The organism is Microbacterium thalli (assembly GCF_028737325.1).
In the GTDB taxonomy this organism is placed as follows: domain Bacteria; phylum Actinomycetota; class Actinomycetes; order Actinomycetales; family Microbacteriaceae; genus Microbacterium; species Microbacterium thalli.
On sequence record NZ_JAQZCH010000001.1, the window covers coordinates 537289 to 559100 of the forward strand.

19 protein-coding genes are annotated in these 21812 nt (G+C 71.4%); 13 read left to right on the forward strand and 6 right to left on the reverse strand.

Annotated elements, in window-relative coordinates; all coding sequences use genetic code 11:
- The first annotated feature begins 43 nt into the window (after positions 1-43).
- Genes allB through PUW82_RS02815 form a run of 4 tightly spaced genes read left to right on the forward strand, consistent with a single transcriptional unit; the run spans position 44 to position 5600 of the window.
- Positions 44-1453: an allantoinase AllB gene (gene allB / locus PUW82_RS02800; RefSeq protein WP_274220818.1), complete on the forward strand. Its 1410-nt coding sequence runs from the start codon at positions 44-46 to the stop codon at positions 1451-1453.
- Positions 1450-3066 (forward strand): AtzH-like domain-containing protein, encoded by a 1617-nt coding sequence (locus PUW82_RS02805; protein WP_274220819.1) that lies wholly within the window; start codon positions 1450-1452, stop codon positions 3064-3066. Before allB ends, PUW82_RS02805 begins: the two co-directional genes overlap by 4 nt.
- A complete protein-coding gene (locus PUW82_RS02810; RefSeq protein WP_274220820.1) occupies positions 3063-4301 on the forward strand; it encodes a pyridoxal-phosphate-dependent aminotransferase family protein in 1239 nt (412 codons plus the stop codon). The genes PUW82_RS02805 and PUW82_RS02810 overlap by 4 nt, the downstream gene beginning before the upstream one ends.
- A 3-nt stretch (positions 4302-4304) precedes the next feature.
- Positions 4305-5600, forward strand: coding sequence for an allantoate amidohydrolase (locus tag PUW82_RS02815; protein WP_274220821.1), 1296 nt, complete (start codon positions 4305-4307; stop codon positions 5598-5600).
- Between the two features lie 30 nt (positions 5601-5630).
- Here PUW82_RS02815 and PUW82_RS02820 read toward each other — a convergent pair whose 3' ends face one another.
- From PUW82_RS02820 to purS, 3 genes are read right to left on the reverse strand one after another with little or no spacing between them, the layout of a single operon-like run.
- Positions 5631-6560: a 2-hydroxyacid dehydrogenase gene (locus tag PUW82_RS02820; RefSeq protein WP_274220822.1), complete on the reverse strand. Its 930-nt coding sequence runs from the start codon at positions 6558-6560 to the stop codon at positions 5631-5633.
- A gap of 24 nt (positions 6561-6584) precedes the next feature.
- Positions 6585-7289: a phosphoribosylformylglycinamidine synthase subunit PurQ gene (gene purQ / locus PUW82_RS02825; protein WP_274220823.1), complete on the reverse strand. Its 705-nt coding sequence runs from the start codon at positions 7287-7289 to the stop codon at positions 6585-6587.
- Positions 7286-7531, reverse strand: a complete 246-nt coding sequence (gene purS, locus PUW82_RS02830; protein ID WP_274220824.1) for a phosphoribosylformylglycinamidine synthase subunit PurS — start codon at positions 7529-7531, stop codon at positions 7286-7288. The genes purQ and purS overlap by 4 nt, the downstream gene beginning before the upstream one ends.
- A 244-nt stretch (positions 7532-7775) precedes the next feature.
- On the opposite strand from purS, the gene PUW82_RS02835 reads away from it, so the two are divergent.
- The 6 genes from PUW82_RS02835 (at position 7776) to PUW82_RS02860 (ending at position 15327) form a co-directional block, all read left to right on the forward strand.
- Positions 7776-9038, forward strand: a complete 1263-nt coding sequence (locus tag PUW82_RS02835; RefSeq protein WP_274220825.1) for an ABC transporter substrate-binding protein — start codon at positions 7776-7778, stop codon at positions 9036-9038.
- 74 nt (positions 9039-9112) lie between these two features.
- Positions 9113-10168: a carbohydrate ABC transporter permease gene (locus tag PUW82_RS02840; RefSeq protein ID WP_274220826.1), complete on the forward strand. Its 1056-nt coding sequence runs from the start codon at positions 9113-9115 to the stop codon at positions 10166-10168.
- Positions 10165-11085, forward strand: coding sequence for a carbohydrate ABC transporter permease (locus PUW82_RS02845; RefSeq protein WP_274220827.1), 921 nt, complete (start codon positions 10165-10167; stop codon positions 11083-11085). The genes PUW82_RS02840 and PUW82_RS02845 overlap by 4 nt, the downstream gene beginning before the upstream one ends.
- A gap of 32 nt (positions 11086-11117) precedes the next feature.
- Positions 11118-12599, forward strand: a complete 1482-nt coding sequence (locus PUW82_RS02850) for a GH1 family beta-glucosidase (protein ID WP_274220828.1) — start codon at positions 11118-11120, stop codon at positions 12597-12599.
- Between the two features lie 8 nt (positions 12600-12607).
- Positions 12608-13621, forward strand: coding sequence for a LacI family DNA-binding transcriptional regulator (locus tag PUW82_RS02855; RefSeq protein WP_274220829.1), 1014 nt, complete (start codon positions 12608-12610; stop codon positions 13619-13621).
- A gap of 56 nt (positions 13622-13677) precedes the next feature.
- Complete coding sequence (locus PUW82_RS02860) at positions 13678-15327, forward strand: ATP-binding protein (protein ID WP_274220830.1); 1650 nt, start codon at positions 13678-13680, stop codon at positions 15325-15327.
- A 28-nt stretch (positions 15328-15355) separates the two neighbouring features.
- Here the strand turns inward: PUW82_RS02860 and PUW82_RS02865 are convergent, their stop codons facing one another.
- On the reverse strand, positions 15356-16696 hold the full coding sequence (locus PUW82_RS02865; RefSeq protein ID WP_274220831.1) for a uracil-xanthine permease family protein: 1341 nt from the start codon (positions 16694-16696) through the stop codon (positions 15356-15358).
- 115 nt (positions 16697-16811) lie between these two features.
- A complete protein-coding gene (locus PUW82_RS02870; protein WP_274220832.1) occupies positions 16812-17702 on the reverse strand; it encodes a phosphoribosylaminoimidazolesuccinocarboxamide synthase in 891 nt (296 codons plus the stop codon).
- A gap of 102 nt (positions 17703-17804) precedes the next feature.
- Here PUW82_RS02870 and PUW82_RS02875 point away from each other — a divergent pair, with 102 nt between their 5' ends.
- The 3 genes from PUW82_RS02875 (at position 17805) to PUW82_RS02885 (ending at position 20492) form a co-directional block, all read left to right on the forward strand.
- Positions 17805-18314 (forward strand): hypothetical protein, encoded by a 510-nt coding sequence (locus tag PUW82_RS02875; RefSeq protein WP_274220833.1) that lies wholly within the window; start codon positions 17805-17807, stop codon positions 18312-18314.
- 70 nt (positions 18315-18384) lie between these two features.
- On the forward strand, positions 18385-19008 hold the full coding sequence (locus tag PUW82_RS02880; RefSeq protein WP_274220834.1) for a PadR family transcriptional regulator: 624 nt from the start codon (positions 18385-18387) through the stop codon (positions 19006-19008).
- Positions 19005-20492: a DHA2 family efflux MFS transporter permease subunit gene (locus tag PUW82_RS02885; RefSeq protein WP_274220835.1), complete on the forward strand. Its 1488-nt coding sequence runs from the start codon at positions 19005-19007 to the stop codon at positions 20490-20492. Before PUW82_RS02880 ends, PUW82_RS02885 begins: the two co-directional genes overlap by 4 nt.
- Positions 20493-20528: 36 nt before the next feature.
- Here the strand turns inward: PUW82_RS02885 and purD are convergent, their stop codons facing one another.
- Positions 20529-21800 carry a phosphoribosylamine--glycine ligase gene (gene purD / locus PUW82_RS02890; protein WP_274220836.1) on the reverse strand — a complete coding sequence of 424 codons (1272 nt, stop codon included), beginning with the start codon at positions 21798-21800 and terminating at the stop codon, positions 20529-20531.
- Between the last annotated feature and the right edge of the window lie 12 nt (positions 21801-21812).

Genomic DNA, 21812 nt, shown 5'->3' on the forward strand with positions numbered 1-21812 from the left:
CGCACCGCCGAGCGGTGTCGCTCGCCCCGAGCCGGGAGTTCTCGTGACCGCATCCCCTCCGTCGCGCTTCGTCGTGCGCGCACCGCGCGCCTTCGATGGGAGCGGGTTCGTGCCCGCCGCCGTCGTCGTCGATGAGGGGCGCATCGTCGACATCCTGGCCGTCGACGCGCCCATCGCCGGTGCCGCGGAGGTGGCGATCGCCGACGACGCGGTGCTGCTGCCGGGACTGGTCGACTCGCACGTGCACATCAACGAGCCCGGCCGCACGGAATGGGAAGGGTTCCGTTCGGCGACGCTCGCCGCCGCGGCGGGCGGCATCACCACGCTCGTCGACATGCCGCTGAACTCGGTGCCGCCGACCACCACCGTGCCGGCGCTCGAGGTCAAGCGCGCGGCGGCCGCGGCATCCGCCTTCGTCGATGTCGGCTTCTGGGGCGGTGCCGTCCCCGAGAACCTCGGACGGCTCGGACCGCTGCACGAGGCGGGCGTGTACGGCTTCAAGTGCTTCTTGGCACCGTCGGGCGTCGACGAGTTCGGCCACCTCGACCGCGCGCAGCTGCGAGCCGCGATGGACGAGGTCGCCGCCCTCGGCTCGCGATTGATCGTGCACGCCGAAGACCCCGCCCTGCTCGGCGCCGACGGGGCGCTCGGGCGTGGCTACGAGGCCTTCCTCGCGTCGCGGCCCGCAGCGAGCGAGGCATCCGCGATCGACGCCGTCATCGCCGCCGCGCGGGCCAGCGGCGCACGCGCGCACATCCTGCACCTGAGCGACGCGCGCTCGCTGCCCGCGATCCGCGCCGCGCGCGCGGACGGCGTCGCCCTGACCGTCGAGACCTGCCCCCACTACCTCACGCTCATCGCCGAGGACATCCCCGACGGCGCCGCCGAGTTCAAGTGCTGCCCGCCGATCCGCGAGGCCTCGAACCGCGACCTGCTCTGGCAGGGCGTGGTCGACGGGACGATCGACGCGATCGTCAGCGACCACTCGCCCTCGACGGTCGATCTCAAGCGCGCCGGCGACGGTGACTTCGGCCTCGCCTGGGGCGGGATCGCGGGACTGCAGGTGGGGCTGTCGGCGGTGTGGACCGAGGCGCACGCGCGCGGCATCCCGCTCGAGACGATCCTGCCGCTGTTCACGACCGGGCCGGCCGCCGTCGCGGGCCTGAGCGGGGTCGGCCGCATCGAGGTCGGCGCGCCGGCGCACCTCGCGGTGTTCGCGCCCGACGACGCGCTGCGCATCGACGCCGCCGCGCTGCGCCACCGCAATCCGATCTCGGCCTACGACGGACGGATGCTGCGGGGGCGCGTCCGTCGCACGTGGCTGCGCGGTCGCAGCGTCTTCGACTCCACCCTCGGCGGCGCCGGCGAGGCTCCTGCGACGCGCGGAGCGCCGGGCGGACGGCTGCGTTCGCGCACCGATGGGCTCATCGGAGCGATGGGAGACCCGCGATGACCGGCGCCGTGACCGGTGACCCGAACGGCATCCCCGCCGACCTGCGGGCGGCCTTCGACGCGTACGAGCGCGCGCTCGCCGACAACGACCTCGACGCGCTCGGCGCGGCATTCGCACCCGGACCCGACACGCTGCGCGGCGACGGCGCGGGCCTGCTGGTCGGTCACGATGCGATCAGCGCGTTCCGGGGCATCCGCGGCGGCGTGCCGGCCCGCTCGATCGAGAGCATCGAGTACCGGCCGCTCGCACCCGACACGGCCCTGCTGGTGTCGGTGTCGCGGTTCCACCGGGGCGGCCGCGGCCTGCAGACCCAGGTGTGGCAGCGCATCGACGGGCGGTGGCTGATCACCGCGGCGCACGTCACGCCGCGCCCGGCGCCGTTCGACCGCGCGATCTGGCGTACCGTCGGCGACCCGTTGTACCAGGGCGCGTGGGAGGGGCCGCTGGCGGGCCTGACGGTCGCGGTGAAAGACCTCTTCGCGATCAAGGGGTACCGGATCGGTGCGGGCAACCCCGCCTTCCTCGCCGACGCCCGCCCCGAGACGACGACGGCCCCGGCGGTCGGTGACCTGCTGCGCGGTGGCGCCTCGCTGCGCGGCATCGCCCGCACCGACGAGTTCGCGTACTCCGTCGCCGGCGACAACGCCCACTACGGCACCCCGCCGAACGTCACGGTTCCGGGAGCACTGCCCGGCGGGTCGTCGAGCGGACCGGCATCCGCCGTCGCCGCCGGTCAGGCCGACATCGGCCTCGCGACCGACACGGCCGGATCGGTCCGCGTTCCGGCGTCCTACCAGGGGCTCTGGGGGCTGCGCACGACCCACGACCTCGTGCCGCGACAGGGGATGCTGCCGCTCGCGCAGAGCTTCGACACCGTGGGGTGGCTCACCCGCGACGGCGCCACGCTGCAGCGCGTCGCCCAGTGGTGCCTGAGCTTCGACGGCTCGGACAGCACCGAGCAGCCCCTCGGGGCGTCCGAGGCCGACCTGCCGTGGCGCTTCGTGATCCCCGACGAGGTCGTGGCCGCGGCCGACGCCGGCACCCGCGCCGCGTTCCTCGAGCTGACGTCGCGGCTCGAGGACGCGGCTGGGCCGCCCGCGCTCGAGCGCGCGAGCATCGGCGACCTCGACGACTACCTCGAGGCGTTCCGGACCGTGCAGGGCGCGGAGGCCTGGCGCAACAACGGCGCCTGGCTCTCGGCTCACCCCGACGCCACGGGCGCGGCTGTCGCGGCGCGGTTCCGCGGCGCCGCTGCGGTGACGCCCGCCGACGAGGCCGACGCCCGCGCGGCGCTCGCACCGCTGGCGGAACGCTTGCACGCCCTCGTCGCGGACGCGGTGCTGCTGCTGCCGACCGTGCCCGGACCCGCGCCGGCCGTCACGACCGACCCCGACCGGATGGATGCCGTCCGCCGCGACACCCTGCGGATGACCACGCCCGCCGCCGTCGCGGGCCTGCCAGCGATCTCGGTGCCGCTCCTGACCGTCCCGTCCCCGCACGGTGCCGCGCCCGTCGGAGTGAGCCTCGTCTCGCGCGCCGGCACCGACCTCGCCCTCGTGCGCCTCGCGCGCCGCCTCGCCACGTTCCTCGACCCCCGGATGGACCCCCGATGACCGCTTCGACCGTGCAGATCCCCGGCCCGATCGACCCGCCCGCGCGCCTGCTCATGGGCCCCGGCCCCATCTCGGCCTACCCGAGCGTCCTTCGTGCGATGTCGGCGCCGCTCGTCGGCCAGTACGACCCGTTCATGACCCGCACCATGACCGAGACGCAGCAGCTGTACCGCGCGGTGTGGAACACCGCGAACGACGCGACCGTGCTCGTCGACGGCACCAGCCGAGCCGGCATCGAGGCCGCGATCGTGTCGCTCGTGCGCCCGGGGGACCGCGTGCTCGTGCCCGTCTTCGGCCGCTTCGGTTTGTTGCTGGCCGAGATCGCCGAGCGAGCGCAGGCCGAGGTGCACACGATCGAGACCGCGTGGGGCCAGGTGTTCACCCCGGCGGCGATCGAAGAGGCGATCGTCCGCGTGCGGCCGACGCTGCTCGCGCTCGTGCAGGGCGACACCTCGACCACTATGAACCAGCCGCTCGACGAGATCGGCGCGATCTGCGCGAAGCACGGCGTGCTGTTCTACACCGACGCCACGGCATCCCTCGGCGGCAACGCCTTCGAGGCCGACGCATGGGGACTGGATGCCGCGACCGCCGGCCTGCAGAAGTGCCTGGGCGGCCCGAGCGGTTCGGCGCCGATCACGCTCAGCGACCGCGCTGTCGAGGTCATCCGTTCGCGTCGGCGCATCGAGGCGGGCATCCGCGAGGAGGGCGACCCGGATGCGCCCGACTTCGTGCGCTCGAACTACTTCGACCTCGGGATGATCCTCGACTACTGGGGCCCGCGCCGCCTCAACCACCACACCGAGGCGACCTCGATGCTCTACGGGGCGCGCGAGTGCGCGCGCGTGCTGCTGCTCGAGGGCCGTGACGCGGTCATCGCGCGGCATGAACGGGCGGGCCGGGCGATGCTCGCGGGCGTGCGAGCGCTCGGGCTGTCCGTCTTCGGCGACGTCGCGCACAAGATGAACAACGTCGTCGCGGTCGAGATCCCCGAGGGCGTTCCCGGTGACGAGGCGCGCGCCGCGCTCCTGACGGATTTCGGCATCGAGATCGGCACCTCGTTCGGTCCCCTGCACGGCCGCGTGTGGCGCATCGGCACGATGGGCTACAACGCCCGGCAGGACGCCGTGCTCACGACCCTCGCGGCGCTCGAAGCGGTGCTGCGGCGATACCGCGTCGCCCTGCCGGTCGCGGGCGGGGTCGACGCGGCCGCCGACGTCTACCGGGCAGGCTGAGCCGTGGCATCCGCTCTGCTGACGACCGCGCCCGACCGCATCGGCGCCGCCGCCCGCCGCGTCATGGCGCGCTGCGACGAGCTCGCCCGCATCAGCGCCGCCCCCGACCGCATCGAGCGGGTGTACCTCTCACCCGAGCACGCGCGGGTGAACCGGCTCGCGGCGGAGTGGATGCGCGAGGCGGGCATGGCGACCCGGCAGGATGCCGCGGGCAACCAGATCGGCCGGCTCGACACCGGCCGCGACGATGCGGCGCTCATGATCGGGTCGCACCTCGACACGGTCTCGGACGCGGGGCGGTTCGACGGCATCATCGGCGTGCTCATGGGGATCGAGGTCGTGCGGCTGCTGCGCGAGCCCGACGCGGCGGGGTGGCGCTCGCCGCTGCCGTTCGCGATCGAGGTCGCGGCGTTCTGGGACGAAGAGGGCACGCGCTTCGGCAAGGCGCTGCTGGGCTCGTCGGCGGTGGGCGGCGTCTGGGATGACGCGTGGTGGGGGCTGACCGATGCCGAGGGCACCACGGTGCGGCAGGCGTTCGTCGAGTTCGGCCTCGACCCCGGGCGCATCGCCGAGGCGGCCCGCCGGCCGGACGAGCTGATCGGTTACCTCGAGGCGCACATCGAGCAGGGGCCCGAGCTGCACCGGCGCGGTGAATCGCTCGCCGTGGTGTCGTCGATCGCCTCGGCGCGGCGATTCCTGCTCACAGTCGAGGGCGAGGCCCGCCACGCGGGCGGCACTCCCTACGACATGCGCCGCGATGCGCTGCTGGGCGCCTCGGAGGCGGCGCTCGCCGTCGAGCGCGTCTGCCGGGCCGAGCACCACATCATCGGAACCGTCGGCCAGTTCGAGGCGTTCCCCGGCGGCGTCAACATCGTCCCCGGCGAGGTGCAGTTCTCACTCGACCTGCGGGGCGAGTTCGACGGAGAGCGCGACCGGGTGTGGGGGGCCCTCACGGCCGAGCTCGACGTGATCATGGGGCGGCGCGGTCTGCGCTGGCAGCACCGCGAGATCCACAACGCCCCCGCCGTCGCGTGCGCACCGCTGCTGCAGGACGTCGTGCGCGCCGGCATCGGTGCGACGACGACGCACACCCGCGACGAGGCTCCGGTGATCTTCAGCCGCGCCGGGCACGACGGCATGGCGCTGGGCGGACTCACCGACATCGGGATGCTGTTCCTGCGCAACCCCGACGGCATCAGCCACCACCCCGACGAGGCGGTGTCGGCCGATGACGTGGCGCGCGGCATCCGTGCCCTCGCCGAGTCGGTGCTGCACCTGGCCGCCGACCGCCGCGCCTGAGCGCATCCGAGCGCCGCGGTCGGCCGCGGGTCAGGGCTCGACGATGTTGACCGGCTCCTCGCCCGCCGCGAGCCGCTCGATCTGGGTGCGCACCAGCTTCGCGATACGCGGGCGCATGGCGTCGGCCGCGCCGCCCACGTGCGGCACGATCAGGGCGCCGGGGGCCGACCACAGCGGGTGATCGGCGGGCAGCGGCTCGGGGTCGACGACGTCGAGCGCGGCGCGCAGACGCTCCGACTGCAGCTCGGCGACGAGCGCGTCGGTGTCGAGCACCGTTCCGCGACCGACGTTGACCACGAGTGCGCCGTCGGGCAGCAGAGCCAGCTGCTCGGCGCCGATGAGGCCGCGCGTGGGCTCACCGCCGGGCAGGGTGATCATCAGGATGTCGGTGCGCGGCAGCAGCTCGGCGAGCTCGTCGATGCCGTGGATGTGCTCGCCGTCCTCGTCGCGGGCCCGCGAGGCGACGGGCACGATCGTCGTCTCGAACGGCGCGAGGCGCGCGGCCACGGCCTTCCCGACGCCGCCGTAACCGAGCACCAGCACGGTGCTGTCCGCGACGCTCCGGCTGAACTGGGGCGCCCAGCGTGCGTGCTCCTGGTTGCGGACGTAGTCGGCGAGGTCGCGCTGCGCCGCGATGGTCAGGCCGACGGCGATCTCGGCCGTCGCGGCCTCGTGCACCCCCGACGCGTTCGCGAGGCGCGCGCCCTCGGGAAGGTAGGCGCCCATGCCCTCGTAGCCGATCGACTGGCTCTGCAGAACGTCGACGCGCACGCCCTCGAGCGCGGCGAGCAGGCGCTTGCCCGACATGTACGGCGGGACGACGAGGTCGAATGCGTCGCGCGGCGCGGGGGAGCGCAGATCCCAGACGACCAGGTCGACGCCGGCGGGCAGGTCGCCGAGGTCGGACGCGAGTTCGTCGGTGGGCACGCTGACGACGACGGCACGGGGGGATTCGCTCATGCCCCCCACGCTACCGATCCGGGCTCAGACGCGGGCGAGGACCGCCGCGACCGCCGAGGTGAAGAACGTCAGGCCGTCGGTGCCCGAGCGCATCGCCGACGGCGTCTGCGGGCCGAAGCCCGGCTCGACGGCGTGCTCGGGGTGCGGCATGAGGCCGACGACATTGCCGCGCTCGTTGGTCAGGCCGGCGATGTCGTCGAGCGAGCCGTTGGGGTTCACGCCGCGGTAGCGGAACGCGACGAGCCCGTCGCCCTCGATCTGCTTGAGCGTCTCGGCCGAGCACGTGAAGCCGCCGTCGGCGTTCTTCAGCGGGATGACGATCTCCTGGCCGGCTTCGAAGCCGTGGGTCCACGCGGTGTCGGCGTTCTCGACGACCAGGCCCTGGTCGCGTCGGATGAACTGCTGGTGCGCGTTGCGGATGAGACCGCCCGGCAGCAGGTGCGCTTCGACGAGCATCTGGAAACCGTTGCAGATGCCGAGGATGGGCATGCCCTTCGCAGCGGCATCCTTCACCTCGGACATGATCGGCGCGAGGGCCGCGATCGCGCCGGCGCGCAGGTAGTCGCCGTAGCTGAAGCCGCCGGGCAGCACGAGCGCGTCGACACCGTCGAGGTCGTGCGAACCGTGCCAAAGGGCGACGGGCTCGCCGCCGGCGAGGCGGACGGCGCGCTGCGCGTCGCGATCGTCGAGCGAACCGGGGAAGGTGATGACGCCGATGCGCGCGGTCACTCGACGACCTCGATGTTCACGACATCCTCGATCACCGAGTTCGAGAGGATCTCGTCGGCGATGCGACGGGCGGCGTCGAGCGTCGCGTCGTCGGCCCGGTCGACCGTGAGCTCGAACCGCTTGCCGATGCGGACATCCGAGAAGCCCGCCACGCCGAGGCGGGTGAGGGCGCCCGAGACGGCCTTGCCCTGCGGATCCAGCAGCTCGGCCTTGGGCATGACGTCGACGACGATGGTGGGCATTGCTCGCTCCGGAGGTCGCGGGATGGGTGCGCGACCAGTCTACGGGCGGGACGGCCCGCGCCGCGCGGCATCCGATCCGCCACGGACGGCAGGTTCTGTGACCCGATCGTGATCGAAAACGTGGGAGCGCTCTCTTGTGCCTCTGAGAACGCTCCCGTATGGTCATGGTCAATCGGTGAGAGCGCTCCCAGAGTCGGGTGCGCAGCGCCGCGCACCAGATACCGCAATCACGAAGGAGTGACACGTGAATTCACGCGCCCTGCGGCGGATCGGCCTCGTGGCCGGCGTCGCAACCACCTCCGCTCTCGTCCTCGCCGGCTGCTCCGGCGGCGGCGGCGACGCAGCCTCCGGTGGTGACGAGAACACCCTGACCCTCGCCACGTTCAACGACTTCGGGTACACCGACGAGCTGCTGGCGGAGTTCACCGAGGAGACCGGCATCAAGGTCGTCCACAACAAGGCCGCGACGTCGAACGACGCGCGGACCAACTTCTTCCAGAAGCTCGGCAAGACCGGTCTGGCCGACGTCGAGGGCGTCGAGGTCGACTGGTTCCCCGAGATGATGCAGTACTCCGACCTCGTCGCCCCCGTGCCCGAGGACCTGCAGGGCCGCTGGCTCGACTGGAAGGAGAAGGCGGCAACCGACGCCGAGGGCAACCTCGTCGCCTACGGCACCGACGTCGGACCCCAGGCCATCTGCTACCGCGGCGACCTGTTCGAGGCGGCCGGCCTGCCCACCGCCCGTGAAGACGTCGCAGCGCTGTTCCCGACGTGGGACGCCTTCTTCCAGGTCGGCAGCGACTACGTCGAGAAGACGGGCAAGCCGTTCATCGACTCGGCCAACTCGGTGCTGCAGGGCGTCGTGAACCAGCTCGAGATCGCCTACGAAGAGCCGGACGGCACCGTCGTGGCGACCGAGAACCCCGACATCCGCGCGGCGTACGACACCGTCGTCGACAAGGCCATCCCGATCGCGGCCTACCCGGGTCAGTGGACCGAGGACTGGTACGCGTCGATGGCCAGCGGTGAGTTCGCCGCCATGCTGTGCCCGCCGTGGATGCACGGCATCATCGAGGGCGAAGCGCCCGACATCGCCGGCTGGGACATCGCCAACGCGTTCCCCGAGGGCGGCGGCAACTGGGGCGGCTCGTACCTCGTCGTGCCGGCCAACGGCAAGAACGTCGAGAACGCACAGAAGCTCGCCGACTGGCTGACCTCGCCCGAGACGCAGATCAAGGCGTTCAACAACGCGGGCACCTTCCCGAGCCAGCCCGAGGCGCAGTCCAGCGCCGACCTGACCGGCTTCGTGAGCCCCTACTTCAACGACGCGCCGACCGGCGAGATCGGCATCGACCGCGCCAACGCGATCACTGTCACCACCTTCAAGGGACCGAAGTACTTCCAGTACCACGACGCTCTCGGCAACGCGATCACCCGCGTCTTCGACGGCATCGAGGACAAGGAGACCAGCTGGGACACCTGGGTCAACGAGGTCGGAAGCTTCTGACCTGACTCGTCGGGGCGCGTCGCATGCGGCGCGCCCCGGCACATCCTTCCTCTCGACCCCCGCGAAGGACGACCGTGACCACGACACAGCCGCGCCCCACCACGCGCGCACCCCGCCCCGACGACGGCATCCGTCAGCCTCGCGTGATCTCGTTCTCGCAGAAGCTGAGCAAGTGGGATCTCCGCTTCTCGCCGTACCTTTACATCTCGCCGTTCTTCATCATGTTCGCGATCGTCGGGCTCTTCCCGATCGCCTACACCGCGGTGATCTCGTTCATGGACTGGGACCTCATCCGCAATGAGGGCGAGTTCATCGGATTCGACCAGTACATCTGGATCCTGTCGCAGCCGCACTTCTGGACGGCGCTGCGCAACACCTTCAGCATTTTCCTGCTCTCGAGCGTGCCTCAGCTGGTGCTGGCGGTCTTCATCGCCGCCGTCCTCGACCGCAACATCCGCGCGAAGACGTTCTGGCGTATGGCCGTGCTGGTGCCCTACGTCGTCGCGCCGATCGCCGTGGGCCTCATCTTCAACGCGATGTTCGCCGACCAGTCCGGCTTCATCAACGGCATCCTGCAGGCCATCGGCATCGGCGCCATCCCGTGGCACGTCGAGCCGTTCTGGAGTCACGTCGCCATCGCGACGATGGTCAACTACCGCTGGATGGGCTACAACACACTGATCCTGCTCGCGGCCATGCAGGCCGTGAACCGCGACTTCTACGAAGCGGCGACCGTCGACGGCGCCGGTCCGATCCGGCAGTTCTTCTCGATCACGCTGCCGTCGCTCAAGCCCACGCTCATCTTCGTCATCATCACCGCGACCATCGGCGGTCTGCAGATCTTCGACGAGCCGCGCGTGTTCGACCAGGCCGGTCGCGGCGGCTCGGCGCAGCAGTGGCTCACCATCACGCTGTATCTGTACGACGTCGGCTGGGGCCAGTGGAACTTCGGTCGCGCCGCGGCGATGGCGTGGATCCTCTTCATCATCATTCTTCTCATCGGCCTGCTGAACCTCCTCATCACCCGCACGCTCGTGCGTGATGAAGGACTCCGCCGCGAGCTCAGCAAACGGCAGCAACGCCAGCAGGCGAAAGAGGCGCAACGCGCGCTGAAGGAGACGCAGGCATGAGCACCATCGGCACCACCCCCACGCCCCTCGCCACCGTCGAAGAGGGCATCCCGAACGCCGCGGCCCGCCGCCGTGGGGCGCGCACCCGCCGCATCCGCGGCAGCCGTCCCGGGTTCTGGACCTACGCGATCCTCGGGGCGGTCTTCCTCTCGGCGGCCTTCCCGCTGTACTGGTCGTTCGTCATCGGCTCGGGCGACTCGACGACGCTGCGGAAGCCTTTCCCGTGGATCCCCGGCGGCAACTTCCTCGAGAACGCGGCGTCGGTCATCAGCAACCCCGCGGTGAACTTCTGGCCTGCGCTGTGGAACTCCATCTACAGCTCGTTCCTCATCGCCGCGGCCGTCGTGGTCACCTCCACGCTCGCCGGCTGGGCCTTCGCGAAGCTCCGCTTCCACGGCGGCCCCGCCCTGCTCGTCTTCGTCGTGGCGACGATGGCGGTGCCGCAGCAGCTGGGCGTCGTGCCGCTGTACATCCTGTTCTCCGACCTCGGCTGGACGGGGCAGATCGGCGCGATCATCATCCCTGCCCTCACGAGCGCCTTCGGTGTCTTCTGGATGACGCAGTACCTGCGTCAGGCGGTGCCCGACGAGCTCATCGAGGCCGCCCGTGTCGACGGGGCATCGATGATCCGGACGTTCTGGACGGTCGGGATGACGGCGGCACGACCGGCTGCCGCGATGCTCTTCCTGTTCACGTTCGTCGGGGCCTGGAACAACTTCTTCTGGCCGTTCATCGTGCTGGACCGGCAGAACCCGACCCTCCCGGTGGCACTGTCGCTGCTGCAGTCGAACTACTTCGTCGACTACTCGGTCGTGCTCGCCGGCGTGATCCTCGCGACCATCCCGCTCCTGCTGCTGTTCATCTTCGCGGGCAAGCAGCTGGTCAGTGGCATCATGGCCGGGGCGGTGAAGGGATGACCCTCCACCTGGACAGTTCCGAGCAGGAGACCATGAACCCTTCCCGCGCCTTCCCGACCGGCTTCCTCTTCGGAGCCGCGACGGCCGCCTATCAGATCGAGGGCGCCGCCTTCGAAGACGGCCGCACCGCATCGATCTGGGACGCGTTCGCCCGCGTGCCCGGAGCGGTCATCAACGCCGACAACGGCGACGTCGCCTGCGACCACTACCACCGCTACCGCGACGACGTCGCTCTGATGAAGGACCTCGGGCTCGACACCTACCGGTTCTCCACCTCCTGGTCGCGCGTGCGGCCCGACGGCGGCCCGCTCAACCCGAAGGGCGTCGACTTCTACGAGCGCCTCGTCGACGAGCTGCTGGGCGCGGGCATCATCCCGTGGCTGACGCTGTACCACTGGGACCTGCCCCAGGCGATCGAGGAGCGCGGCGGCTGGACCCTGCGCGAGACGGCCGACCGGTTCGCCGAGTACGCGCTCGACATGCATGACGCGCTGGGCGACCGGGTGCACCACTGGACCACGCTGAACGAGCCCTGGTGCTCGTCGTTCCTCAGCTACACCGCCGGCATCCACGCCCCCGGCCGGTTCGACATCGGCGACGGCATGCTCGCGGCGCACCACCTGCTGCTCGGACACGGTCAGGCCGTGCGTGAGCTGCGTCAGCGCGATGCGTCGCTGTCGCTGGGCATCACGCTGAACCTCACGGTGGCCGAGCCGGCCGATCCGACCGACGCCGCCGATCGCGACGCCGCGCGCCGCATCGACGGTCAGTTCAACCGCTGGTTCCTCGACCCGATCTTCCGCGCCGCCTACCCGGCGGACGTGGTGGCCGACATCGAGAAGGTGGATGCCGCCGCGGTCGCGCGCTGGCGCGAGGCGGTGCGGCCCGGCGACGAGGCGGTCATCGCCCAGCCGCTCGATGCGCTCGGCGTGAACTACTACCACGGCGAGTTCGTCGGCGGTCAGCCCGACCCGAACCCGCCGACCCCGGGAGACGCGCCCACCGACCGCGAGACCGGCAGCCCGTGGCCCGCCGGGGACGACATCTACTGGCACGAGCGCGGCCTGCCCCGCACGTCGATGCACTGGGAGGTGCAGCCGGCCGGGCTCACCGAGTTGCTCGGACGCGTGTGGACCGAGTACGCGCAGCCGGTGGGGACCGTGCTGTACGTGACCGAGAACGGCGCCGCGTACGACGACGAGCTCGTGGTCGTCGACGGTGAGAAGAGCGTCCCCGATGCCGAGCGCACCGAGTTCCTGCGGGCGCACCTGGGTGCCGTCCTCGACGCCCGGGATGCCGGTGTCGACGTGCGGGGCTACTTCTACTGGTCGCTGCTCGACAACTTCGAGTGGGCCTGGGGTTATGAGAAGCGATTCGGCATCGTCCGCGTCGATTACCACACCCAGGAACGCACGCTGAAAGACAGCGCGAAGGAGTATCGTCGGGTCATCGCAGAACGTGCGATCGACGTCCCCGCCGGCGGGGATGTCGCCCGGACCGCCGTCCCGAGGTAGCCCACGCTGTGATCTCCGATCAGAACCGGGCGGCCGCGACCATCGAAGAGGTCGCGGCCGTCGCCGGTGTATCCCGCTCCACCGTCTCGCGGGTCGTGAACGGCTCGACGGCGGTGAGCTCCGGCGCCCTCGAAGCGGTGCGGCGCGCGATCGAGGAGCTCAACTACGTGCCCAACCGCGCGGCACGATCGCTCGCGAGCCGCTCGACGATGGCGATCGCCCTCGTCGTGCCGGAAGACACCACACGGCTGTTCGGCGACCCGTTCTTCGCCTCGGTCGTGTCGGGCATCAACGCCCGCATCAGTCGGTCGAACTACGTGCTGAACCTGATCATGGCCAGCGCCGACCCCGGCGACAAGACGGCGCAGTACGTCCGCAGCGGCGCCGTCGACGGAGCCATCGTCGTCTCGCACCACACGAGTGACACCTTCATCGATCGCATCGCCGCCGCCGTGCCCGTCGTCTACGGCGGCCGTCCGGTGCGCACGCGCGGCGGCGACTACTACGTCGACGTCGACAACGTCGCCGGCGCGCGCGACGCGACCGCCCACCTCGTGCAGCGCGGATGCCGGCACATCGGCGCCATCCTCGGACCGCCGTCGATGCCCGCGGGCGTCGACCGCGCCGAGGGGTACCGGCTCGCGATCGCCGACGCCGGGCTGAGCCCCGCCCCCGTCGCACGCGGCGACTTCACGACGGAGTCGGGCGCCGTCGCGATGCGCGAGATCCTGGCGACGGAAGAGCCCCTCGACGCGCTGTTCGTCGCAAGCGACCTCATGGCGCGCGGCGCCATGCAGGTGCTCGGGGCCGAAGGCATCCGGGTTCCCGATGATGTCGCCGTCGTGGGCTTCGACGACTCGCCGATCGCCCTGACCACCGACCCGCAGCTGACGACGATGCGGCAGCCCTCGTTCGCCCAGGGTGAAAGCATGGCGGACGTCCTGATCGCGCGCCTCGCCGGCCAATCTCCCCCCGAGGTGACCATCCTCGACACCGAGCTCATCATCCGCGGCTCGGCCTGACGCGCCTTCGGGTGCTGCACCGGAGGGGACTCCGGTGGAGAGGAAACCTCGATCCCATGCCCCATCGGCTCCTGTGGACGCCCCTCAGCGCCGGGCAGACCTTTCTGCGTCTGCAGCTCCCGTTCCTGTGCGGAGTGCTGTTCTTCGCGGTCGCCCTCGCTCTCGAAGTCCCGGCACTGCGCGAGTCATCCGTGCTCTGGCTCGGCGTCGCCGTCACGCTGCTCGCCTCGACGCTGTTCCTCTTCCCCCGCCGCCGGTGGCTCTCGACGGGGTGGGTCGTCATCGTGCCGTTGCTCGACATCGTCGGCATCGCCGCCGTCCGCGCGGCCCTCGTGCCCTACCTGCCCACGATCGGGATGCTGTGCCTGTTCCCCTTCGCGTGGATCGCGTACCGGTTCCGCTGGCCCGGGCTCGTGGTGGTGTTCGTCAGCGGCATCCTCATCGCCGCCCTGCCGTTCGCCCTCGGCGGGCAGCCGATCGCGAGCCTCCTCGCCTTCATCAACGTGTCGGCGCTGCCGCTCATCGCGACCGGCATCTCCGTCGGCATCCACATGGGCGCGGTGAGCTTCCGGCGCGGGCGGGAGCGGGTCGAGGACGCCGGCCGCGCGCAGCAGGCGCTGCTCGAGAAGTCGCAGGACGACGAGCTGCTGCTGCGCTCGATCCTCGACACGGTCACCGGGGCGGTCGCGTTCTACAACGCCAAGAACGAGCTCGCCCTGGCCAACAGTGCCGCCGAGCAGATGGTCGACGTCGTCGGGTTCCGGTTGGACGCGCCGCCCTACGCAGGGCCGAACGTGCTCATGGCCGATCGCAAGACCACGATCCCGCTCGAGGAGCAGATCATCCCGCGCGCGCTGCGCGGCGAGGTCATCGCGAGCCACCTCGAATGGCTCGGCAAGCCAGGCAATCAGATCGCCATCCTGGCTTCGACGCGCCGCGTCCATCGTGCGGACGGGATGCTGGTGGGCACCGTGATCGCGGCGTACGACGTGACCGAGCTCGCCGACGCCATCGAGATCCGCGAGGAGTTCCTCACGACCGTCTCGCATGAGCTGCGCACGCCGCTGACCTCGATCATCGGGTTCACCGACGAGATCATCGACACCCTCGGCGATCGCGCGGGCGAGCTCGGCGTCGCGACCTACCTCGAGACCGTCTCACGCAACGCCGACCTGCTGCTCGACCGTGTCAGCGAGCTGCTGACGGCGGCTGACCGCAACATCGAGGTCGTCGCCGAGCCGACCGAGGTGACGACCCTGCTCGACCACGTGGTCGAGCCGCTGCGGCTGTCGGCGCAGCGGGCGGGCGTCGCGCTCGAGGTCGAGGCGCCGGCCGAGCTCACCGCAGTCATCGACCCCGCCCGCATCACACAGGCGGTCGAGAACCTGCTGACCAACGCGATCAAGTTCACCGGCCGCGGCGGGACCGTCACCGTCCGTGCCGAGCGGGATGCCGCCGGCGACATCCACATCGCGGTCGCGGACTCCGGCATCGGGATGACCGCCGACGAACGGCGCCGGGTCTTCGACCGCTTCTACCGCGCGCAGGCCGTGCGCCGGAACGCGATTCAAGGCATCGGCGTCGGCCTGTCGATCGTCAAGGCGATCGTCGACGCGCACCGCGGACGGGTGACGGTCGACAGCGAGCTCGGCGTCGGCACGACCATCACCCTGTCGCTGCCCGCCGGCGCGGGACGAGGCGACTGAGCGCTCGTCCCGCGCCGCAGGCGCGCTGCTACTGCGGGTCGCCGCCGAGCTGACCCACCGCGGGGATGGGGCCGCCGTCGTCGGCGCCGGTGCGGCGCAGACGGGCGATCGCGTTGCCGGCGTGGTAGATCACCAGCGCCGCCACGGTGCCGAGCACGATGGCTCCGAACTGCAGCGAGCCGAGGTTCAGTGCGAACCCGGCGATCGCGATGACGAACGACACCGCGACGGTGTACTGGTTCACCGGACGCGAGAAGTCGACCCGGTTGTCGACCCAGATCTTGATGCCGATGACGCCGATGAGGCCGTACAGGGCGGTCGTCACGCCGCCGAGGACCCCCGCGGGGATGGTGTTGAACACCGCGCCGACCTTCGGCGAGAAGGCGAGGAGGATCGCGACGAGGCCCGCGACCCAGTACGCCGCCGTCGAGTACACGCGGGTGGCGGCCATGACGCCGATGTTCTCGCCGTAGGTGGTCGTGCCCGACCCGCCGAAGCCGCCCGCGAGCGTCGTGGCGACGCCGTCGGCGATGAGGGCGCGGCCGGTGTGCTTGTTCAGCGACGGGTCCTCGGTCATCGTGGCGACGCCGCGGACGTGTCCGACGTTCTCGGCGATGAGCACGAGCACGACGGGCAGGAACATCGGCACGATCGACCAGGCCGCGGCATCCCCGATCGCGACGAGGTGGAAGTCGGGAAGCCCGAACCACGGCGCGGCGTCGACCGCGGCGAACTCGACCTGACCCGTCACCGCGGCGACGACGTACCCGACGATGACGCCGAGGAAGATCGAGATGCGGCCGAGGAACCCGCGGAACAGCACGCTGAAGAGGATGACCGCGCACAGGGTCACCGTGGCGACCTCGGGCTGCAGCTGGAAGTTGCCCCACGCGGCCGGTGCGAGGTTGAAGCCGATGAGCGCGACGATGGCGCCGGCGACGACCGGCGGCATGAGCTTCTCGATCCAGCCGGTGCCGAACGCCTGCACGATGAAGCCCACCGCGGCCAGCAGAACACCGGCGACCGCGACGCCCAGCAGGGCCTGGGTGATCTGCTCGGGCGTCTCGAGCCGGTTGCCGCCGTTGAGCGCGGTGATCGGTGCGATGAACGCGAACGACGAACCGAGGTAGCTGGGCAGCTTGTTCCGGGTGATCAGCAGGAACACGAGCGTGCCGAGGCCCGAGAACAGCAGCGTCGTCGACACCGGGAAGCCCGTGATGATCGGGACGAGGAAGGTGGCGCCGAACATCGCGACGACGTGCTGCGCGCCGATCGCGATGGTGCCGGGCCAGTTCAGCCGTTCGTCGGGCTTGACGACGGCACCGCGCGCGACGGTGCGACCGTCGCCGTGGAGGGACCAGATGGGCATGGGACTCCTCGGGAACAGGGATTCGGGATGGAGCGCGAGAGCGGCCCCACCTTACCTGTGAGCTCCCTGGACGCCCCGGTCGGCGCTCCGGAGGAAACCCAACCGTAACGCCGGGTCAGCCCGCGAGCGTGTCGAGCAGCTCGCGGTACTTCGCCGCCGTGCGCGCGACGATCTCGGCGGGCAGCGCCGGGGGAGCGCCGGTCTTGTCCCATGCGGCGGCGAGCCAGTCGCGCACGATCTGCTTGTCGTAGCTCGCCATCCGCTCGTCAGGGGTCGAGCCGGTGCGCCACGCTGCAGCATCCCAGTACCGCGACGAGTCGCTCGTGAGCACCTCGTCGGCGAGGGTCAGGACGCCGTCGGCGTCGAGCCCGAACTCGAACTTGGTGTCGGCGAGGATGAGGCCCTTCCGCTCCGCGAGCGCGGCGGCGCGCGTGTAGATCTCGAGCGAGGTGTCGCGCAGCGCTGCGGCCGTGTCGGCGCCGACGATCTCGACCGTCCGCTCGAACGAGATGTTCTCGTCGTGCTCGCCCAGCGGCGCCTTGTACGCCGGTGTGAAGATCGGCTCGGGCAGACGGTCGCCGTTCTCGAGCCCCGAGGGCAGCGGGATGCCGCACACCGTGCCGTCCGCGCGGTACTCCGCCCAGCCCGATCCGGTCAGGTAGCCGCGTACCACGCACTCGATCGGCTGCATGTCGAGTTCGCGCACCACCATCGCGCGCGCGGCGACGTCGGCGGGAGGCGCTTCGCCGCCGGCGAGGTGGTTGGGGATGACGCGGCCGCCGTCCCGGCCCGCGAGCTGCGCGAACCACCAGAGGCTGAGGCGGGTGAGCAGGTCCCCCTTGCCCGGGATGCCGGGCTCGAGCACGTGGTCGAAGGCGCTGACGCGGTCGCTCGCGACGACCAGCATCCGGCCGTCCCCCGCAGCGGCCTCGTCGGCGGGCCGGTAAAGGTCGCGGACCTTGCCGGAGTAGACGTGCTTCCAGCCGGGCAGATCGAGGGCGCTCACCCGGCCATTATCCCGGAGAGGCCGAAGCTCCTCGCGCGCGCGAGGTCGGTGCCGGTACCGTGTGGCGCAAGCGCTGCGAGTCGTGGCGGGAGCGGGGGGACCGTGACGGCACCATCTGACGGACCGACGGTCCGAACGCGCCGGCTGCGGCGACTCGCGGTGGTGATGATCGCCGCAAGTCTCGTGCTGCTCCTCGTGACGATCGTGCTCGTGGCGATCGCGCCCGACCTCGAGCGTTTCGCTTCGCCGGTGCGGCTCGCCCTGAGCATGTTCATCGTCTGGGCGGCACTCACCTGGCGGTTCGCCGACCCGGCCTTCGATGGTCGCCGCGACGGCGGCTCGACCCCCGCAACGAACGACCTCGGCGAGCGCGACGACGCTGTGCGCCGAGCAGCCGATCGCGCCGCGCGTGCCCGCGTGATCGTGTCGAGCATCATCGTGCTCGTCGGCGTCGGCGTATTCGCGGTCGGCGTCTTCGCGGTCGGAACAGGCATCTCGCCCGCAGGCGAACCCGCGTGGCTGGGGTCGGTCCTGCTGTACGCGGGAGCGATCGCCTGCAGTGCCGGCGTCGCGGGCGCCGCGGTCTTCGGGGTCGACCGCGCAGGGGACTGAACGCTCCTCGCTGGAGGGCCGGGAAAAACCCCGTATAGTCCACATGGACTAATCGCGAAGGGGGTGCGCCGTGTCGGATGCCGTCGACCGGCTCACCCCGCTGGGGCTGATGCTCCTCGCCCTGCTGCGCGAGGACGACATGCACGCGTACGAGATGATCCGCCTGCTGCGCGACCGCAAGGCCGACCGTCTCGTCGCTCTGACCCACGGCACGATCTACCACACGGTCGCGCGCCTGGGCCGTCAGGGTCTCATCGTCGAGACGGGCACGGATCGGGCGGGCAACCGTCCCGAGCGCACGACGTACGCGCTGACGGATGCCGGTGCCGCCGCGCTCGTCGCCTGGATCCGCCGCGAGCTGCCCGCGATCGACCGGCCGGAACGGTTCCGCGTCGCACTCACCGAGGCCCACAACCTCGATCGGGCCGATGTGCTCGCGCTGCTCGCCGAGCGGCGCGCCGCGCTCGCGGCATCCCTCGAGGCGCATCGCACGGCTCGGGCACGCGCGATCGAGCACGGCTCGTATCCCCAGTTCCTCATCGAGGTCCACCGCGAGACGGCGCTGCTCGCCGCGGATGTGGCCTGGCTCGACGAAGCGGTCGAGGACATCCGTCACCCCGAGAACGTGTGGGGGGTCGCCGACCTGCCCGCCACCGACCGCTACCTGGCACAGAGAGAAGCCGCACGCTCATGAGCGAGAACACCACTACCGTCCGCGCCCCCGAAGGCGCGACGCCGACCGCCAATCCGTGGCCCGCCCTGTGGGCGCTGGTCATCGGGTTCTTCATGATCCTCGTCGACACGACGATCGTCTCGGTCGCGAACCCCGCGATCAAGGCGGCGCTCGACCCGGCGACCGCCAACCTCGACAACGTGGTGTGGGTGACGTCGTCGTATCTGCTCGCCTACGCGGTGCCGCTGCTGGTCACCGGCCGCCTCGGCGACCGCTTCGGCCCGAAGAACATCTACCTGATCGGCCTCGCGATCTTCACGGTCGCCTCGGTCGCGTGCGGCCTGTCGGGGTCGCTCGCCGCGCTGATCGTGGCTCGCGCCGTGCAGGGTCTGGGTGCGGCGATGATGACGCCGCAGACGATGGCCGTCATCACGCGGACCTTCCCGGCCGAGCGCCGCGGCGCCGCCATGGGGCTGTGGGGCGCGACCGCCGGTGTCGCCACGCTCGTCGGACCGCTCGCGGGCGGTCTGCTCGTCGACGGCTTCGGGTGGGAGTGGATCTTCTTCGTCAACATCCCGGTCGGCATCGTGGCGTTCGTCCTCGCGTGGCGTCTCGTGCCCCAGCTCGAGACGCACCCGCACCGCTTCGACATCGTCGGCGTCATCCTCAGCGCGGTCGCGCTGTTCCTCATCGTGTTCGGCCTGCAGGAGGGCGAGCACTACGACTGGGCGCCCGGGATCTGGCTCATGATCGCGGCCGGCCTGGTGGTGCTCGGGGTCTTCATCTGGACGCAGTCCCGCACCAAGAGCGAGCCGCTCGTGCCGCTCGAGCTCTTCCGCGACCGCAACTTCGCGATCTCGAACCTCGCGATCGCCGCCGTCGGCTTCACCGTGACGAGCATGGCGCTGCCGATGGCGTTCTTCACGCAGCTCGCGCGCGGCCTCACCCCGACCCAGTCGGCGCTGCTGCTCGTGCCGATGGCGATCCTCTCGGGTGCGCTCGCGCCGGTGGCCGGCCGCATCCTCGACCGCGTCGACCCGCGTCTGCTGCTCGTGCCCGGGCTCGGTCTCATGGTCGTGGGACTGGGCGGCTACGCGCTGCTGATGAACACCGAGGCGCCCGTGCTGCTGCTCCTCATCCCCGCCGCCATCATCGGCGTCGCCAACGCCGGCATGTGGGGGCCGCTCGCCACGACGGCGACGCGGAACCTGCCGCCGCGTCAGGCCGGCGCCGGATCGGGCATCTACAACACGACCCGCACCGTCGGTTCGGTCGTCGGCTCCTCCGCCATCGCCGCCTTCATGCAGTCGCGCCTGGAAGCGAACCTCCCGGGAGCGGGGGATGCCGCCGGCGGCGGGTTCGGCGAGGAGGCCATGCCGCCCGCGGTCGCGGAAGGCTTCTCGTCGGCCATGGCGCAGGCGATGCTGCTGCCGGCCGTCGTCATCGCCGCCGCCGCGATCGTCGTCGTGTTCCTGAAGCGTCCCGCTCACCTCGGCCGGCGCTGAGTCCGTCGCACCCCCGGCCGGTGCTCGTGCCGCGGCCTACTCGGCGACGCGGGCGGCGATGTCGGTGCGGTGGTGCGAGCCGGGGAGCGTGATCTCGGCCAGGGCGCGATAGGCGCGGTCGCGGGCCTCGGCGAAGTCGGTGCCGCGCGCGACGACGTTCAGCACGCGGCCGCCCGTGGCGACGAGCCCGTCGACCGTCTCGGTGGTCGCGGCGTGCGCGAGGTGCGCACCCGTGACGGATGCCGCCGCGTCGAGCCCCGCGAGCTGCCGGCCGGTCACCGGGTTCTCGGGGTAGCCCTCGCTCGCGAGCACGACGGTGACGGCCGCGTCGCTCGAGAAGGTCGGGTCGGGCTCGGACTCGAGGCGACCGCTCGCGGCGGCCATCAGCAGCTCCGACAGCGGCGAGGTGAGCCGCGCGAGCACCACCTGCGTCTCGGGGTCGCCGAAGCGGGCGTTGAACTCGATGACCTTGATGCCCGAGTCGGTGAGGATGAGGCCCGCATAGAGCAGGCCGATGAAGGGGGTGCCCTCCGCATCGAGGTGGCGGATGACGGGCTCCGCGACGGTGCGCGTGACCTCCGCGACGAACTCCGCCTCGCTCCCGAAGCGATCGGCGAGCCACGGCAGCGGCGAGTACGCCCCCATGCCCCCCGTGTTCGGACCGGCATCGCCGTCGTAGGCGCGCTTGTAGTCCTGCGCGGGGCTGAGGGCGCGAACGGTGTCGCCGTCCGAGACGAAGAAGAGCGAGACTTCGGGGCCGGCGAGGAACTCCTCGATGAGCACCGGACCGCTCGGCAGATAGGTGTCGGCGTGGGCGAGTGCCGCCTCGCGGTCGTCGGTGACGATGACGCCCTTGCCCGCGGCGAGGCCGTCGGCCTTGACCACGTGCGGCGCACCGAGCTCGTCGAGCGCCGTCTCGACCTCGGCGCGGTTCCGGGCGCGCACCGCACGGCCGGTGGGCACGCCCGCCTCGTCCATGACGCGCTTGGCGAAGGCCTTCGAGCCCTCGAGCTGGGCGGCGGTCTTTCCGGGGCCGAAGACGGGGATGCCGCGCTCGCGCAGCGCGTCGGCGACACCCGCGATGAGCGGTGCTTCGGGCCCGACGATGACGAGGTCGATGTTCGCGCTGCCGGCGAACTCGGTGACCGCGACGGGGTCGTTGGGGTCGAGGTCCGCGACCAGTTCGGCGTCTCGGGCGATGCCGGCGTTGCCGGGCGCCGCGAGCAGCTCGTGGCCTGCTCCTTCCGCGGCGAGAGCGAGCAGGATGGCGTGCTCGCGCGCGCCCGAGCCGAGGACCAGGATCTTCACCCGGCCAGCCTA